14 protein-coding genes are annotated in these 16,969 nt (G+C 51.8%); 12 read left to right on the plus strand and 2 right to left on the minus strand.

The genetic code is table 11. The features are described 5' to 3' along the window. The first annotated feature begins 40 nt into the window (after positions 1–40). From asnA to PK629_01525, 5 genes are all read left to right on the plus strand, one after another. Positions 41–1,048, plus strand: a complete 1,008-nt coding sequence (asnA, locus tag PK629_01505; GenBank protein HOP10145.1) for an aspartate--ammonia ligase — start codon at positions 41–43, stop codon at positions 1,046–1,048. Further along, the gene (locus PK629_01510) at positions 1,045–3,150 is read left to right on the plus strand and encodes a glutamine synthetase III (GenBank protein ID HOP10146.1); all 2,106 of its coding nucleotides are present in this window, start codon (positions 1,045–1,047) and stop codon (positions 3,148–3,150) included. The genes asnA and PK629_01510 overlap by 4 nt, the downstream gene beginning before the upstream one ends. 411 nt (positions 3,151–3,561) lie before the next feature. Further along, complete coding sequence (gene trpB / locus PK629_01515; GenBank protein HOP10147.1) at positions 3,562–4,788, plus strand: tryptophan synthase subunit beta; 1,227 nt, start codon at positions 3,562–3,564, stop codon at positions 4,786–4,788. Positions 4,789–5,037: 249 nt separating this feature from the next. Continuing rightward, a complete protein-coding gene (locus tag PK629_01520; protein HOP10148.1) occupies positions 5,038–5,334 on the plus strand; it encodes a hypothetical protein in 297 nt (98 codons plus the stop codon). Between the two features lie 192 nt (positions 5,335–5,526). Beyond that, positions 5,527–7,305, plus strand: coding sequence for a YgiQ family radical SAM protein (locus tag PK629_01525; GenBank protein HOP10149.1), 1,779 nt, complete (start codon positions 5,527–5,529; stop codon positions 7,303–7,305). Positions 7,306–7,617: 312 nt separating this feature from the next. Here the strand turns inward: PK629_01525 and PK629_01530 are convergent, their stop codons facing one another. Further along, positions 7,618–8,307 (minus strand): hypothetical protein, encoded by a 690-nt coding sequence (locus PK629_01530; GenBank protein HOP10150.1) that lies wholly within the window; start codon positions 8,305–8,307, stop codon positions 7,618–7,620. Positions 8,308–8,328: 21 nt separating this feature from the next. Further along, on the minus strand, positions 8,329–9,099 hold the full coding sequence (locus PK629_01535) for a zinc ribbon domain-containing protein (GenBank protein ID HOP10151.1): 771 nt from the start codon (positions 9,097–9,099) through the stop codon (positions 8,329–8,331). Between the two features lie 270 nt (positions 9,100–9,369). Between PK629_01535 and efp the strand changes: the two genes are divergently transcribed. The 7 genes from efp (at position 9,370) to PK629_01570 (ending at position 16,951) form a co-directional block, all read left to right on the plus strand. Beyond that, the gene (gene efp / locus PK629_01540) at positions 9,370–9,927 is read left to right on the plus strand and encodes an elongation factor P (protein HOP10152.1); all 558 of its coding nucleotides are present in this window, start codon (positions 9,370–9,372) and stop codon (positions 9,925–9,927) included. A 21-nt stretch (positions 9,928–9,948) separates the two neighbouring features. Continuing rightward, a complete protein-coding gene (locus PK629_01545; GenBank protein HOP10153.1) occupies positions 9,949–10,422 on the plus strand; it encodes a hypothetical protein in 474 nt (157 codons plus the stop codon). Between the two features lie 74 nt (positions 10,423–10,496). Next, a complete protein-coding gene (locus PK629_01550) occupies positions 10,497–11,318 on the plus strand; it encodes a sugar phosphate isomerase/epimerase family protein (protein HOP10154.1) in 822 nt (273 codons plus the stop codon). Positions 11,319–11,749: 431 nt separating this feature from the next. Beyond that, entirely contained in the window at positions 11,750–12,790 is a 1,041-nt protein-coding gene (locus tag PK629_01555; GenBank protein HOP10155.1) for an LCP family protein, read from the plus strand. A gap of 171 nt (positions 12,791–12,961) precedes the next feature. Beyond that, positions 12,962–13,318 (plus strand): ribosome silencing factor, encoded by a 357-nt coding sequence (rsfS, locus tag PK629_01560; protein HOP10156.1) that lies wholly within the window; start codon positions 12,962–12,964, stop codon positions 13,316–13,318. Positions 13,319–13,355: 37 nt separating this feature from the next. After that, the gene (leuS, locus tag PK629_01565; GenBank protein HOP10157.1) at positions 13,356–15,764 is read left to right on the plus strand and encodes a leucine--tRNA ligase; all 2,409 of its coding nucleotides are present in this window, start codon (positions 13,356–13,358) and stop codon (positions 15,762–15,764) included. After that, entirely contained in the window at positions 15,761–16,951 is a 1,191-nt protein-coding gene (locus PK629_01570; protein ID HOP10158.1) for a cation diffusion facilitator family transporter, read from the plus strand. The genes leuS and PK629_01570 overlap by 4 nt, the downstream gene beginning before the upstream one ends. Positions 16,952–16,969: the final 18 nt, after the last annotated feature.

Consider the following 16,969-nt stretch of genomic DNA (forward strand, 5'->3'; position numbering starts at 1 on the left):
ACGCGCAATGCGCGCCCCTGCATTAGAAGGAGTAATTAATATGAGCATCACAACCATACCCGAGGGTTACAAATCGGCGCTGTCGCTGTATGACACCCAACGCGCCATCAGTTTTGTCAAAAGGGCGTTTGAGGACAAGCTGTGTTCTTCGCTCAACTTAAAGCGCGTGTCGGCGCCGCTGTTTGTCGATCAGAAATCCGGTATCAATGATGACTTGAACGGCGTGGAACGCGCCGTGAGTTTCGACATCAGAGACGGCGATTTGACAGGCGTTGTGGTACACTCGCTTGCAAAATGGAAACGGCTGGCACTGTGGCGTTACGGCTTCGGAATGCTCGAAGGTCTTGTAACAGATATGAACGCCATTCGCCGCGATGAGGAACTGGATAACCTGCATTCGGTCTATACCGACCAGTGGGACTGGGAACTTGTGATCGATAAAAAACACCGCACGGCGGAATTTTTAAAGCAGATCGTCGAAAAGGAAGTCGGCGCAATCTGTGATACCCTCGACGAGTTAAAGGCATTGTTTCCGCAGATCACAGTGAATTTGTGCCGCCGGGTCAGTTTTGTGACGACCCAGGAACTGGAGGATTTATACCCGAATCTGACGCCGAAACAGCGTGAGAACGAATATTTGAAAGCCCATCGGACAGCCTTTATCATGCAGATCGGCGGTAAAATGAAGTCCGGTCAGCGCCATGACGGGCGGGCGCCCGATTATGACGACTGGACTTTGAACGGTGATATCGTGTTTTATAACGATCTGCTGGGCTGTGCGTTCGAAATTTCTTCGATGGGTATTCGGGTGGATAAAAAAATGCTCGAAAAGCAGCTTGAAGAAGCCGGCGCAACCGACCGTAAAAACCTTTATTTTCACAAACTTTTACTCGAGAATAAGCTGCCGTTGACGATGGGCGGCGGCATCGGCCAGTCACGCTTGTGCATGCTGCTGCTGGAGAAAGCGCACATCGGCGAGGTACAAGTTTCGCTGTGGGATAAGAAAACAATGGATACGTGTGAGAAAGCGGGTGTGATCTTACTATGAAACCGGATTATTCGAGTGGTGGGGTTCCGGAGCTGTTCGGCAGCATGGTCTTCGGCGAGGATGTCATGCGTGAACGGCTTCCCAAAGATATTTACGACTCGCTGCAGCGGACGATTCAGGACGGGCGCGAACTTGATATCACCGTCGCAAACGCGGTCGCCGCCGCGATGAAGGACTGGGCACTCGAAAAAGGCGCGACCCATTTTACGCACTGGTTCCAGCCGATGACCGGCATCACCGCCGAGAAACACGACAGCTTTATCTCACCGCGCAAAGACGGTAAAGTGCTGATGGAGTTTTCCGGCAAAGAGCTGATCAAGGGCGAACCGGATGCCTCGAGTTTTCCGTCGGGCGGCCTGCGCGCCACTTTTGAGGCCCGCGGATATACCGCCTGGGATCCGACTTCTTATGCTTTTATAAAAGATGATTCATTGTGCATTCCGACCGCATTTTATTCCTATGGCGGTCAGGTGCTCGATAAAAAGACGCCGCTGCTGCGTTCTATGGAAGCACTCAGCAGACAATCGCTGCGAATTTTAAAATTGTTCGGAATGGACGATGTCAAACGCGTCAACGTCACGGTCGGACCGGAACAGGAATATTTTCTGATCGATAAAGAGGTCTGGCGTAAACGCCGGGATCTCGTCTTGACGGGACGCACGCTGTTCGGCGCGAAATCGCCTAAGGGTCAGGAACTGGAAGACCACTATTTCGGGGTAATCAAGCCTCGGGTGATGGCTTTTATGCAGGAGCTCAACCTCGAGCTTTGGAAGCTTGGCATCTACGCCAAGACCGAACATAACGAAGTCGCACCCGCACAGCACGAGCTTGCGCCGGTTTTTTGCGGCGCCAACAATGCCACCGACCACAACCAGCTGACGATGGAATTGATGAAAAAAGTGGCGGATAGGCACGGAATGGCCTGCCTTCTGCAGGAAAAACCGTTCGACGGCATCAACGGCAGCGGCAAGCACGACAACTGGTCGTTGATGACCGGCACCGGCATCAATCTGCTTGACCCGGGCAAGAAGCCGCAGGACAACAAGCGGTTTCTGCTGTTTTTATGCGCCGTGGTTGAGGCGGTCGACAAGCATCAGGACTTGCTGCGCATCTCGGTTGCAAGCGCCGGAAACGACCATCGCTTAGGTGCAAATGAGGCCCCTCCGGCCATCGTTTCAATGTTTTTGGGCGATGAGCTGACGGGTATTCTCGAGGCGATAGAGTGCGGCGGAATCTATGATAAATGCAGACCCGGTGATATGGATACGGGTGTCAATGTGCTGCCCAATCTCAAAAAGGACACCACCGATCGAAACCGTACTTCGCCGTTGGCTTTCACCGGAAATAAATTTGAATTCCGTATGCCGGGCGCACCCCAATCAATTGCAGATCCCAACACGTTTTTAAATACCATCGTCGCCGACGTGTTGGCCGGATATGCCGACCGGTTGGAAAAGGCGGGCGATTTTGAAGCGGAAATCGACAAGTTGTTGAATCAGGCCGTCAGAGAACACAAAAGAATCATCTTTAACGGCAACAGCTATGCCGCCGAATGGGTTGTCGAAGCCGAGAAGCGCGGATTGCTGAACTTGCGTACGGCAGCCGATGCGATTCCCCGTCTTGACGATCAAAAAAACATTGATCTCTTTGCGCGGCATAAAATTTTCACCGAAAGTGAGCTGCATTCCCGCTGTGAGATCATGCTGGACTCGTACTGCAAAGTGCTGGGGATCGAGGCACAGACGATGCTCGAACTGGCAAAGCGGGATATTCTGCCCGCCGTCAACGCTTACACGCGCAAGCTCTCCGAGACCGCAGCGGCAAAGAAGGAGATCGGGATTTTGGCAGGGGAGGACTGCTGCGTTGCACTTTGCAATAAGCTGTCGAAGTTGGCCAATCAAATTTATAAAGCAACGGAGGAGCTTGAAAATGCGATTGCGGATGCACCGAACGGTGACTTGAAGAAGCGCGCCGAATACAGTCGCGACCGGATTATTCCGGCGATGACTACACTGCGTTCCGCAGCCGACGAGGCCGAGACGTTGACCGACCGCGAATTTTGGCCGTTCCCGAGTTACGGGGATGTCCTGTTCAGCGTGTGAATTTCGGCGAAAATCTTCAAAGTTTTCGCCCACCTTTTTTTGAGTCCTCGGCGCATTCCGAAGAATGCGAAATCCCTTCCCTATAAAACGACAGGGGGGATTATTAAGGGGGTCTGTTGCTAACCCCCTTAATAGGGGGGAGAGGCCAGCAGGCCTCGGGGGCTGGGAGCCCCCTGTTCCACCTTTGCCGTATGGCCAAACCCCTGTTAATTAAAGTTCAAGACGGGGGACACTGTCCCCCGAACCCCCGTCAAGGGTGCATTCCTGCCCCTTTGACAATCCCCTCAGGTTTTTAATTAAAAGTATTTCGCGCTCTGCGGAGTGCGGTAAGGGGCGTTGCCCCTTAACCCCACGTCCTTTTGAAAAAGGTCGACGAAAACTTTTAAAGCATAAAAAGAAAGGAAATCGAACATGAATTACCGCGATTTTGACAACTACCTGAAAAATTTCCCCGACAAGGACGGGCGATTCGGCGAATACGGCGGACAATATCTGCCGCCGGAGCTTATCCCCGCATTTAAGGAAATTGACGACGCTTATGAGACCATCTGCCGCAGCGCGCAGTTTATCAACGAACTTCGCCGCATTCGCCGCGAATTTCAAGGCCGCCCGACCCCGGTTTATCATTGTGAGCGGTTATCGCGGAAATTCGGGCACTGCCAGATTTACCTGAAGCGTGAAGATTTGAACCATACCGGCGCACATAAGCTCAATCACTGCATGGGTGAGGGTCTTTTGGCCAAATATATGGGTAAGAAAAAGATTATCGCCGAGACCGGTGCGGGTCAGCACGGCGTCGCACTTGCCACAGCGGCGGCCTATTTCGGCCTTGAATGCGATATCTATATGGGCGAGGTTGATATTAAGAAGCAAGCCCCCAACGTCACCCGCATGAAGATGCTCGGTGCGCGCGTGGTGCCGGTTTCGCATGGTTTGAAAACCCTGAAAGAAGCCGTCGACGCCGCGTTCGAAGCCTATTTGAAAGAATATAACGATGCGATTTATTGCATCGGATCGGTGGTCGGACCGCATCCGTTCCCCAAGATGGTGCGCGACTTCCAGATGGTGGTCGGAATCGAAGCTAAGGAACAATTTCAGGAGATGACGGGCATGCTGCCCGATGCCATCACCGCGTGTGTGGGCGGCGGTTCCAACGCGATGGGCTTGTTCACAGCGTTTTTACCCGAGCCGGTTGAGATCTACGGGGTTGAACCCATGGGTCGCGGGCTGGCTGTCGGCGATAACGCCGCGTCGATCACGCTGGGCAAAAAGGGTGTTCTGCACGGCTTTGAGAGCTATTTATTGCAGGATGAAAAAGGCGATCCGCAGCCGGTTTACTCAATTGCGAGCGGATTGGACTATCCGTCGGTCGGGCCGGAACATGCCTATCTGCACGACTGCGGACGGGTCAACTATGTCTCTGTCACGGATGACGAAGCGATGGAGGCGTTTTTCAACCTCTGCCGTCTGGAGGGTATTATCCCTGCCGTCGAGAGTTCGCACGCGCTGGCCTATGCGATGAAGTATGCCAAAGAACACGGAACGGGTTCGATTCTCGTCAACCTCTCGGGCCGCGGTGATAAGGACATTGATTTCGTGGAAGAGAAATACGGCTACGGGGATCAGTTTTTTAAATAGGCACTGTAGGGAATGGTCTTGACCATTCCGTTTGATAATTTGGATTACAATTCAAGACGGGAACATTTCCCCGTCTTGAGGGGGAGTTGCATGCATATAATTCCATACGAAAATTTTCTAATTAAAACTTCCAAAACAGCCGATGAAGTGTATGCAATTTTAGCGAATATTGCAGAGCCACGGAAATTTTTCAAGCAAGACAGAGAGAAACCGTTTTGCGGCAGTTTTTCGAAGGATAAATTTAAACTGATGCGGTGTATTCAGTATCGTAATTCGTCTCTTCCTGTTTTAAACGGTAAAATTTCTGCCGATGGTGAAGGGGTCAATATCGAAATCCGAGCGCGTATAGCGATTTATGCCTGCGTTTTTTACGGGATCGGCATGGCGTTTTTGTTATACGCAACGGTTTCGGGGTTGATCGAAAGGGAATGGACACTTTCTTTGATACCGTTCGGGATCGGCGTGGCTTTGTATTTGCTGGTTATGCTTCCGTTTGATACGGAGATCAAGGCGGCAAAGAAAAAGCTGAATGAATTTTTTGTTTGATAAGTTCAAGACGGGGGCACTGCCCCCGAACCCCCAGTAAGGGGGCTGTTACGGCCCCCTTACTAATCCCCCCGTTATTTGAAGTATTAGTTTTTCGCGCTCTGCGGAGTGCGATGAGAGGCTCTGCCCCTCAACCTCGCAACTTTTTGAAAAAAGTTGATTAAAACTTTCATGTTTAGAAAGGCATTTTTAATGACAGATTTTTTGCCGGTCAGCGCAAACGACTTAAAAAAACGCGGGTGGGACAACGTCGACTTCGCCTTCGTCATCGGCGATGCCTACGTCGACCATTCCTCTTTCGGACATGCCGTCATCAGCCGCGTGCTTGAACACGCCGGTTACCGCGTCGGTATCATTCCCCAACCCGACTGGAACGATCCGAAGAGCATCGACATCTTCGGTAAACCTCGGCTGGGCTTTTTGGTCATGAGCGGCAATATGGACAGCATGGTCAACCACTATACCGTCAACAAGACCCGCCGCGACCATGACGCCTACACCCCCGGCGGTACCGTCAGCAAGCGTCCCGACCGTGCACTGACCGTCTACTGCAACCTGATCCGGCACACCTATAAAGACGTCCCGATCATCATCGGCGGCATCGAGGCCAGCTTGCGCCGCATGTCGCATTACGACTTCTGGTCCGACAGCGTCCGCAGATCGGTTTTGCTTGACTGCGCGGCGGATTTACTGGTATACGGTATGGGTGAAAAGGCCATTGTCGAGGCTGCCGACGCGCTCAAAAACGGCGGCGATCTTACGCATATCCGTGGTACGGTCTACAGCACCCACGACATGACCGGGATGCGCGGGCATATCACCCTGCCGTCGTTTGATAAAGTCAAAACCGATAAACAGGCGTTTGCCCGCAGCTTTGCGCTACAATATGAAAACACCGACCCGTTTTCCGCCAAACCGCTCGTCGAGGCCTACGGAAACGGGACCTATGTGGTACAGAATCCGCCGCAGTTTCCGCTGACCACGCCGGAACTGGATGCGGTGTATGAACTTCCCTATATACGCAACTATCACCCGATGTATGAATCTGCGGGCGGCATTCCGGCGTTGACTGAAGTCAAGTTCAGCTTGACGGTCAACCGGGGCTGCTTCGGCGGGTGCAGTTTTTGCGCACTCACGTTCCATCAGGGGCGGATTGTGCAGAGCCGCAGCATCGAATCGGTCGTGCGGGAGGCAAAACTGATGATCGCCGACCCCGAATTCAAGGGATATATCCACGATGTGGGCGGTCCGACCGCAAACTTTTTCCGCCCGGCCTGCGACAAACAACTCAAAAGCGGTGCTTGCAAAGACCGGCAGTGCCTGTTCCCGCAGCCCTGTCCGAATCTGAAAGCCGACCACAGCGGATATTTAAAGATGCTCACCGAACTGCGAGCGCTTCCGGGCGTGAAAAAGGTGTTTGTACGCTCGGGCGTACGGTATGATTATTTATTGGCCGACCCGAATCCGGCATTTTTCGATGCACTGGTCAAGCACCATGTGAGCGGACAGTTGCGCGCCGCGCCGGAGCATGTGTGTGATACAGTTTTAAAACGCATGGGCAAGCCGCCCGCGAAAGTGTATGATAAGTTCTGTAAAGAGTTTGAGAAGCGTACCGAAAAAGAAGGGAAAAAACAGTATGTGGTGCCGTATCTGATGTCGTCGCACCCGGGCAGCGGGTTGAAAGAGGCCATCGCGTTGGCGGAATATCTGCGTGACCACAAATTGAATCCGATGCAGGTGCAGGATTTTTACCCGACGCCGTCGACGGTTTCGACCTGCATGTATTACACGGGTATCGACCCGCGGGATATGTCGCCGGTATTCGTGCCGACCGACGCGCATGAAAAGGCGATGCAGCGTGCGTTGATTCAATACAGGGAGCCGAAAAACAGGCCGCTGGTGAAGCAGGCGCTGGAAAAAGCGGGGCGCAAGGATTTGATCGGCATGGGTAAAAAATGCTTGATTAAGTAAGGAAACCAAAGCATAAAATTTTTGCCGCTCTTTTTTCAAAAAGAGCGCAAGATTCAAAGGGACGGGGTCCCTTTGTCGTGCTCCGCAGAGCGCGAAATCTTTTCCCTATAAAAAATATGGGGCTTATTAAGAGGGTCGTTCTAACCCCCTTAATGGGGGTTCGGGGGTCACTGACCCCCGTTTTGAATCGCAATGAACGATGTTACATCTTTTCTGAAGGCGAAATCCCCGTCTTAACAATTACAGAAATGACTAAAAACGCGGCGGGCATTTGCCCGCCGCGCCTTATATATTGATTTGCTTAAATTCAATTTACTCCGCTGCTTTAGGTTTGGAGGCAAGAAAGGCGAGGAACATACCGGTGGGAAAGAGCAGATAATATAGCAGGATGAAGCCGAAACGGATATAAAGGGGATCAAAAGGTGAAATGGGGTAATTGGTATAAGCCGACAACGCAATAATATGCGAATATGTCCCCGCGATGAATACCGCACCGAGCAGCACCCCGATGATGATTAAAACGGGGCGCTTTTTAAGGGCGTTGAAAGCATAAAGAATTGCAAAGACTGCGGCTGCGACCGGTATTGCATAGATCAACAGAATATAATAGGCCATCAGTAAATCATATTGCCGCAGTGTTTGGACAAACCCGTAAATGGCAGCGGGCAGCATAAACAGCGTGCCCACGCCCCAGATCAGCGACGGAGTTTTTAAATTCCTCCCTGAAGCACGCGTTGTGAAAAGCAAAATTGATACGGTCAGCAGCGCAAGGGCTTCGAGGAGTTCAAGCCCGCGAGAAAATGACGTGAAATATTCCCAAGAGAAGCTGAAATTGATCGGGTCAACCAACCGATACCCCAACAATCCGAGCGCGCCGATCAGCGTGAGAACGGCAGCCCATAGCGAGAGGCGGGATTTGGGTAAGACGGCGCAGCCCGGTTTCGGGGCGAATGCGGTATTGCTCTTCGAAAGATTTTGCACAAGTTTTTCATTCTCTGGCATATCTATTTCTCCTTTTATAATTTACTGTCCGTTATGTAAACTCGTCTTCTCCTTGGCGGAGAGGATAGTAAGGAACATACCGGGCGCACAACCGAGAATAAAAATAACACCGAAAAGGAGTGTCAACGGGTGATATAAATCATCTAAAGTGGGATTCGAAACGGAAATGACATAAGGATAAAAACCAACCATATAATATATTTTCTGACAAAATTGAATCGCCATTAGAGTGAACATCAATATTCCTGTTGTAATTGCGGTTGTTGATCTTTTAACCAGACGGAAAGAAAAGAGCAGCATCATGACGGTTGAAATAAAAGGAAAAACACCATCAATAACGAAAAGATAGGGAGAGAAACCCGCGCGGAAGAGAGAAGAAATGCTTTTAAAAAGTTGGATCGCGGGCTGCATATTAAATATCAAATTAGAAACAGACCAAGAAAAGAGAATGAAAAGCGGGATTTTAATTGTCATACCGGTAAAACGCGAAATAAGCAGCGCAACAGCAGCAGCTAAAAGAAATAATGACATTGTTCCCCATAATAATTCACTGATCGTATGATTGTTAATTAGGTAAAGGAGGTATTCCAATAAATGGCCGACAGCTCCAACCAGTAAAAGGATCACAGCCCAAAGGGAACACTTGCTGTTTCTGGGCAGAATCAGTGAACCCTTTCGCATAGACACGGCAGTTGTATTTTCGGGAATGTCGCTTTGGCCTTTTCCGCATTCGGGGCAGAAGACGTCATCTTCAAAAAGTTCTGTTCCACAGTAAGCACAGGTTTTTGGCATAACGATTCTCCTTGATGGATCATTTTCCTTATAATACCACTTTCTTTTGCTTTGGTCAATCGCCTGAAGGGAGTTTTATCGGGTTTATAATCCGGGAAACAGGTTTAATGAATTGCAATTCGTAAAAATCCCGTGGAGAGGGCTTGTCAAACGGGGATTTTTGGTATAAAATAAGGGCGTGTATTTTTGCATACGGCAAAAGGTATATATTTTTGCCTTTGGCATAAAATTTTTGCCTGTGGCACAAAATGAAATTCGGAGGGTCAATATATGATCAGTGCAGGCGACTTCAGAAACGGCGTCACTTTTGAAATGGACGGAAACGTCTTTCAGGTGATCGAATTCCAACATGTCAAACCCGGCAAGGGCGCCGCGTTCGTACGCACCAAATATCGCAATGTTATCACCGGCGGCGTGGTTGAGCGTTCGTTCAACCCGACCGAAAAATTCCCCACCGCGTTCGTCGAGCGCAAGCAGATGCAATATCTCTACAGCGATGACGATCTGTATTACATGATGGACAAAGAATCCTATGAACAGGTCCCGATCGGCAAAGCCGTGGTCGGCAATTCTTTCGACTTTGTCAAAGAGAACATGGACGTCACGGTTTTGTCCTATAAGGGCAACGTGTTCGGCATCGAGCCGCCGACATTCGTCGAGCTGCTCATCACCAAATGTGAGCCCGGTGTGCGCGGCGATACCGCCAACAACGCCACCAAGCCCGCCACACTCGAGACCGGCGTCACGATCAAGGTGCCGTTGTTCGTCAACGAGGGCGAGACCATTCGCGTCGACACCCGTACGGGCGAATATATGTCGAGAGTATAGTAAAACTAACGGAGGTTTCAAATGAATCTGACTGAAAAAGCTGCGTATATCAAGGGTCTGATCGAGGGTATGGGTATCAAAGCCGATACCAACGAGGGCAAAATCTATGCTGCGATCTGCGATTTGCTGGCCGAGATGGCGCTTGAGGTTGAGGATCTATCCGAGGGCATCGAGGATTTGTCGGAGAGCGTCGAGGAACTCGACGAGGCCATCGGCGTAATCGATGAGGATCTGGATGATCTCGAGGGCTTTGTCTATGAGGACGAAGACGAGGAAGAGGCCGACAACGACCTATACAAAGTGACCTGCCCGAAATGCGGCGACGAGGTCTATTTGGACGAAGACACCATCATGACGGGCAAAATCGACTGCCCCAACTGCGGCGAACCGCTCGAATTCGACGTCTGCGGCTGCGATTGCGACGACTGCGATTGCTGCGGCGACGATGACGAGGACGAAGAAGATAAGGAAGACGAAGAGTTTTTCAACGAATAATTCCCCAACCCCGATTCTTTAAGCGGGCAGGGCGGTTGCTCTGCCTGTTTTTCATACAAGGAAGGTAATCAACATTGAGCATCCCCGTCTATTGTTCCACCGGCACGTTTTTGGGCCGTTATAACGGCCGTGAGTGGCGGATTTTACCTGAATTGGCGTCCCATATAGAAGCCGACGGCTTTGAACTGATGGTCTTTTCCAACTGGTACGGCGAATTTGATGAACTGGCTCACGCGTTGAAAGCCAGCGGATTGTTTTTCGGCAGCATGCATACCGAAAAGGGTATCGGCAGCGACTTGTCCGAAGAAGACCCGGAAAAGCGTGCGGACGCACTGCGGCGGTTAGAAGAAAACTGTGCATTAGCCGAAAAACTGGGTATTCAAATTGCGGTACTGCACCTGTGGGGTGCGCCGAATTCGGACCGATACATCAGCCGGAATATCGAGTTGTTCGGAGAATGCAAAAAAATCGCCGATCAGCATGGCGTGACGCTGGCGGTCGAGAATATCGTCTGCGCTGCGGGCGATCCGCTGGAAGTTTGGAAAGAATTGATTGCTCGTTATCCCGATGTGCGGTTTACATTTGATGCGCGCATGTGCGCGTTTCACAAGGAATTCGACGCGTCGTATGCACTGCCGTATTGGACAGACGGGCATATCGCTCACGTCCATTTCGCCGATTTTTCGGGCGGATTCAAAGAGTATGAGGCGATCCGAAAGATCCTGCATCCCGGTGAAGGCGAAGTCGATATTGCCCGTCTGGCAAATCAGCTGAAGACGACCGGATACAGCGGCGCGGTCACGATGGAGTCACCCGGATTGCGTCAGGACGGCACAGTGGATTTTGAGAAATTAAACGCGAGTTTACAGACGTTAAAAACGGCGTTTCAAGGGTAGTCTTCATTTTTCATGCCACCCCGGCCTGCGGAAACCCCGCTAAGGAGGGGAATTTTTGCGGGCGGCCACATGGGGCCGCCCCTACGGTAACATAAGGGTCGGAAGCCCGAGTTATTAGGGTTACGGGTTGTAGATTCTATGACGCGTTTGAAACCGGTGTCTCGCCGTCGGAGCGACGGGGGCGTCGCTCCCTACAGAGAAACACCGAGTGGGGAAGCGCGCGCTATCAAGTTTAAGAAACGCAGGTTTTAGGACGCGTTTGAAACCGGCATCATGCCGGCATGGATTGATTACGGGGGGCGAATGTGATATAATGGCAACAGCGCCGAATATTGGGCGCTGACCGGCAGAAAATAACTCTTATCCCGAGTTTTCGGGGTCCGATTTATTCGGATTTTGTCTGTGAAAACAGACGGGGAGGGAATTTGTCGGTGACAATTTCAAATACGAGAATCAAAGTCGTGCTGGCCGCGTTGGCCATCATGGCGGCCATTATCGCGGTGACGTCGGCGGTGCTGTGCAGCTCCAAGCCGTTTTCGGTCGGGCAGACCGTGGCACCGGAGAGCGAATCCACGCCGGTCAGCAGTAAAGCGGAGAGCGTGCCGTCCGAGGTAAAAACGCCCGATGTAAAGAAGTATCTCATCATCGGTGAGGACGAAAACGGTCTCACAGATACGTTGATTGTGGCATTCTGCGATCTCGAAAACGGGACGGTCAAACTGCTGTCAATCCCGCGCGACACCTATGTGGGCGGTGATATTCCGACCGGAAAGATCAATGCCGTCTATGCCCACGCCAAATACCCCTACACACAGAACCACGATATCCGCAATCTGGCCTGGGTTCTGAAAACCCAACTCGGCGTCGAGCCGGACGGTTATCTCAAACTGACCTTCGAGGGATTTCGAAATGCGGTTGACGCCATCGGCGGCATCCCGATCTATCTGCCCAAGGCGCTTTATGACACGCACAGCAAATCAGTGGTGCTGACGGCGGGCGAGCATGTACTCGACGGAACCACGGCGGAACTCTTTGTGCGATTTCGCAGCGGGTATTTTCAAGGCGATCTGGGCAGGGTAGAGGCCCAAAAGCGGTTTTTGGCCGCAGCGATGAAGCGGGCCAAAGAGCTTTCGGCAGCGGAGCTGACCGCATTGATGACCGGCGAAGTGATCTCCGAGGTTGAGAGCGATTTAACAGCAGGGCAGCTTGTGGAACTTGCTCGGTTTTTACGCGAAGTTTCATTGGAAAACGTCAATGGCTATACACTGCCCGGTGTAGAGTTCGACAGTGTCGAGGGATTGGCTTGTTACGCGGTCAATCGAAAAGCCCTTTTATCGCTGCTGAACACCGAATTTTACGGAGAAGACGAGCAGCTGACACTTGCGGACATCGGCGCGACGGTGGTTTCCGGACTCAATTACGGCGAGACCTATCAGAGCGAGAAGAATAATTTTGCGGACTTGATTGATTAAGATCGGAGGGAAAGTATGAGCAGCCAATATCATAAGCTGAATATATACTCTTTTTCCTCCGGAATCAGATCTCATACCAAATCGAATTCCGGCTGGAATCCGATTCCGGTTGGCATTCGACTATGAAAGCCGGCTGGAACCGAAACTTGCATTGAAAGGACGGTCAAGAAAATGACGACAATGGAACTGGTGAAACTCGCGGTCAAGACACTCGACGACAAAAAAGCAAAGGACATTGAAGTGCTCAACGTCACACAGCTGTCCACGCTGGCTGATTACTTCATCATCGCGTCCGGTTCGAGTTTTACGCAGGTCAAGGCGCTGACGAATGAAATCGACGAGGCGTTTTCCAAGGCCGGACACGAGCCGAAACATATCGAACGCGACACCTCCTCCAACTGGATTCTGCTCGATTACGGCGACATCATCATCCATGTGTTTTACTCCACGGCACGCGACTTTTATAACCTGATCGGCATCTGGGGCGACGCGCCGAAATACAGCGCGGAGCAGATTTTGAATCAGTGACATAGATATCATAAATCAGAAGGGATTGTTCATTGTCATGGCTGAACGCTACGACTTTACCGCCACTGAAAAGAAGTGGCAGGATAACTGGGAGATCACAAAACCTTATCATGCGGTTCAGGGCGGGGAAAAGCCGCCCTATTACGTGTTGGTCGAATTTCCGTACCCCTCGGGAGAGGGCTTGCATATCGGCCACCCGAGACCCTATACCGCGATGGACATCGTTGCGAGAAAACGCCGGATGCAGGGCTATAACGTCCTGTTCCCGATCGGTTGGGACGCTTTTGGCCTCCCGACCGAAAACTACGCCATCAAAAACAAAATTCACCCCGCTAAGGTCACCAAACGCAATATCGACCGGTTCCGTAAGCAGATCAAAGCACTGGGCATGTCGTTCGACTGGGACCGCGAGGTCGACACTACCGACCCGTCCTATTATAAATGGACGCAGTGGATCTTTTTGCAGCTGTACAAGCACGGGTTGGCCTATAAAAAAGAAATTCCGGTCAACTGGTGCACCAAGTGCAAAATCGTGTTGGCCAACGAAGAAGTCGTCGGCGGCGTCTGCGAACGCTGCGGCGGCGACGTCGTGCGCAAGGTCAAGAGCCAGTGGATGCTCAAAATTACCGCTTACGCTCAGCGTTTGATCGACGATTTGGCCGACCTCGATTTTGTCGAGCGGGTCAAGACCCAGGAGATCAACTGGATCGGGCGTTCCGAGGGTGCGGAGGTGAATTTCGAGACCACCGAGGGCGATACCGTCACGGTCTTTACCACGCGTCCGGATACGCTGTTCGGGGCTACATACATGGTGATGTCGCCCGAACACACATTAATCGACAAGTGGAAGAACATCTTAAAAAACACTGCCGATGTGACCGCTTATCAGGAAGAAGCGGGCAAAAAGTCCGATTTCGAACGCACCGAACTGGTCAAGGACAAGACCGGTGTGCGGCTGGACGGCGTCGAAGCCATCAATCCGGTCAACGGCGAAAAGATCCCGATTTTCATCTCGGACTATGTGCTTGCGGGCTACGGGACCGGTGCGATCATGGCGGTTCCGGCGCACGATGAGCGCGACTGGGATTTCGCCAAGAAGTTCAATCTGCCGATCGTCGAGGTCGTGGCGGGCGGCGACGTTCAGAATGCCGCTTATACCGACGTTGATGACGGGATATTAATCAATTCCGGTTTGATCAACGGCCTCAAAGTGGCCGACGCCAAGAAAAAAATCACCGAATGGCTCGAGCAAAAGGGGATCGGCAAAAAGACAATCAATTATAAACTGCGCGACTGGGTGTTTTCGCGCCAGCGGTACTGGGGCGAACCCGTGCCGATGGTCTACTGCGAAAAATGCGGCTGGGTGCCGGTTCCCGAGGATCAGCTGCCCGTGACGCTGCCCGACGTCGAGGCCTATGAGCCGACCGACAATGGCGAGTCGCCGCTGTCCAAAGTGGACGATTGGGTCAATACGACCTGTCCGAACTGCGGCGGTCCCGGTAAGCGTGAGACCGATGTCATGCCCAACTGGGCAGGGTCCTCGTGGTACTTTATGCGCTACTGCGACCCGCATTGCGACACCGCACCGGCCTCGTATGAAGCGCTCAAATACTGGATGCCGGTCAACTGGTATAACGGCGGCATGGAGCATGTCACACTGCACCTGCTGTATTCACGTTTCTGGGCAAAATTCTTATACGACATCGGCGTCTCGCCCTGCAAAGAACCGTATCTCAAACGTACGGCGCATGCAATGATTTTGGCCGAGAACGGCGAAAAGATGTCCAAGTCGCGCGGCAACGTCGTCAATCCCGACGACTATATCAAAGACTACGGCACCGATGTGCTGCGGCTGTATATCATGTTCATCGGTGACTTCGAGAAGGATGCCGTCTGGTCCAATCAGGGCGTGCGCGGCTGCAAGCGCTTCATTGATCGGGTCTGGGGTTTCCAAGACATTTTGATTGACGGCAGTATGCGTCCGGAAATGGAATTTGACTTCCATAACTGCCTGAAAAAAGTCACCGAAGACACGGAGAATTTGAAGTTCAACACCGCGATTGCCGCGATGATGACACTGTCCAATACGATTTACGAAAAGGGCTCAATTACAAAAGAAGAATTAAAATTCTTCCTTTCGATGCTGTGTCCGTTTGCACCGCACATCTGCTGCGAGATGTGGGAGATGTTCGGATTTGAGGGCATGGCAGTCAACGCGCCGTGGCCGGTATTCGATCCGGCTAAGTGTGTCGCAGATACGATCACCGTGGTCGTTCAGATCAACGGCAAACTGCGGGCTGATTTACAGATTCCGGCCGACAGCGACAACGCCGCAATGCTGGCTGCCGCCAAGGCCAATGAAAAGGTGGCCGCACTGCTTGAAGGCAAACAAATTATCAAGGAGATCTGCGTACCCGGCAAACTTGTGAATTTTGTAATCAAATGATCAAACTGCTTGCGAAAATTTTTATCAAAGACAGCGAAGACGCCTCGTCGGAGCGGGTACGCCGCACCTACGGGGTACTTTGCGGTGCGGCGGGCATCTTTTTCAACATTCTGCTGTTCGCCGGGAAATTTATCGCAGGCACTATGTCAGGTTCAATCGCAATTACGTCCGACGCGTTCAACAATCTCTCCGACGCGGGTTCTTCGGGTGTGACGCTGCTGGGATTCCGGCTGGCGGGGCAAAAACCCGATCTGCAGCACCCATTCGGGCACGGGCGGTTCGAGTATATCTCCGGATTGATCGTCTCGATGGTCATCGTGGTCATGGGTTTCGAACTGCTGGTCAGTTCGGTCAAAAAGCTGATTACGCCCGAGACGCCGGAGTTTTCCCTGCTTGCCATCGGAATTCTGGCTGCTTCGATTCTCATCAAGTTGTATATGGCCTTTTATAACCGCCGCTACTCCAAAATGATCCATTCACCGGCTCTGTTCGCCGCGATGATCGATTCGCTGTCGGACTGCGTGGCCACTGCGGTGGTGCTGATTGCGACCCTGATTACTAAATTTGCGGGTGTAAACCTCGACGCCATCGGCGGTTTGCTGGTCTCCGGATTCATCCTGTATTCCGGTGTGCGCGCAGGAAAAGAGACGATCAGCCCGCTGCTCGGTGAGCCGCCTACCCGGGAATTGGTCAAACATATCATCGATTTGGTATTGTCACACGAGCAGGTCACCGGTGTTCACGATTTGATTGTACATGACTACGGTCCCGGCAGATGCATGGTCTCGCTGCATGCCGAAGTTCCTGAGAACGGCGATATGGTGACCTTGCACGACGTCGTCGACAACATTGAACACGACCTTCGAAACGAACTCGGCTGTCTGGCGGTGATTCACATGGATCCGATCAGCTGCGACAACGAGAATGTCAACCGGCTTAAGGAACAGATCGAAGAAAAGCTGAAAACCCTCGGCGACGGCATCACGACGCACGACTTCAGAATTGTGCGCGGGCCGACGCACACCAATGTGATTTTCGACGCGGTGATCCCGTTTGAATTGAACATCAGCATGAAAGAAGCACGCGAAAAAATTACAGCACTGGTGAAATCCGTCGATCAAAATCTCAATGCCGTCGTCGATATCGACAGGCCGTATGCCTATGAAGACGAGGCAGATAAAAAGTAAGGGAAAGGACAATTGTGC

The sequence above is a fragment of the Oscillospiraceae bacterium genome, assembly GCA_035380125.1.
Lineage (GTDB): Bacteria > Bacillota > Clostridia > Oscillospirales > JAKOTC01 > DAOPZJ01.

Excerpts from the sequence above, each read along its gene's own strand:
- asnA (HOP10145.1), top strand. The coding sequence starts at position 41 with ATGAGCATCACAACCATACCCGAGGGTTACAAATCGGCGCTGTCGCTG.
- PK629_01510 (HOP10146.1), top strand. The coding sequence starts at position 1,045 with ATGAAACCGGATTATTCGAGTGGTGGGGTTCCGGAGCTGTTCGGCAGC.
- trpB (HOP10147.1), top strand. The coding sequence starts at position 3,562 with ATGAATTACCGCGATTTTGACAACTACCTGAAAAATTTCCCCGACAAG.
- PK629_01520 (HOP10148.1), top strand. The coding sequence starts at position 5,038 with ATGCGGTGTATTCAGTATCGTAATTCGTCTCTTCCTGTTTTAAACGGT.
- PK629_01525 (HOP10149.1), top strand. The coding sequence starts at position 5,527 with ATGACAGATTTTTTGCCGGTCAGCGCAAACGACTTAAAAAAACGCGGG.
- PK629_01530 (HOP10150.1), bottom strand. The coding sequence starts at position 8,307 with ATGCCAGAGAATGAAAAACTTGTGCAAAATCTTTCGAAGAGCAATACC.
- PK629_01535 (HOP10151.1), bottom strand. The coding sequence starts at position 9,099 with ATGCCAAAAACCTGTGCTTACTGTGGAACAGAACTTTTTGAAGATGAC.
- efp (HOP10152.1), top strand. The coding sequence starts at position 9,370 with ATGATCAGTGCAGGCGACTTCAGAAACGGCGTCACTTTTGAAATGGAC.
- PK629_01545 (HOP10153.1), top strand. The coding sequence starts at position 9,949 with ATGAATCTGACTGAAAAAGCTGCGTATATCAAGGGTCTGATCGAGGGT.
- rsfS (HOP10156.1), top strand. The coding sequence starts at position 12,962 with ATGACGACAATGGAACTGGTGAAACTCGCGGTCAAGACACTCGACGAC.
- leuS (HOP10157.1), top strand. The coding sequence starts at position 13,356 with ATGGCTGAACGCTACGACTTTACCGCCACTGAAAAGAAGTGGCAGGAT.
- PK629_01570 (HOP10158.1), top strand. The coding sequence starts at position 15,761 with ATGATCAAACTGCTTGCGAAAATTTTTATCAAAGACAGCGAAGACGCC.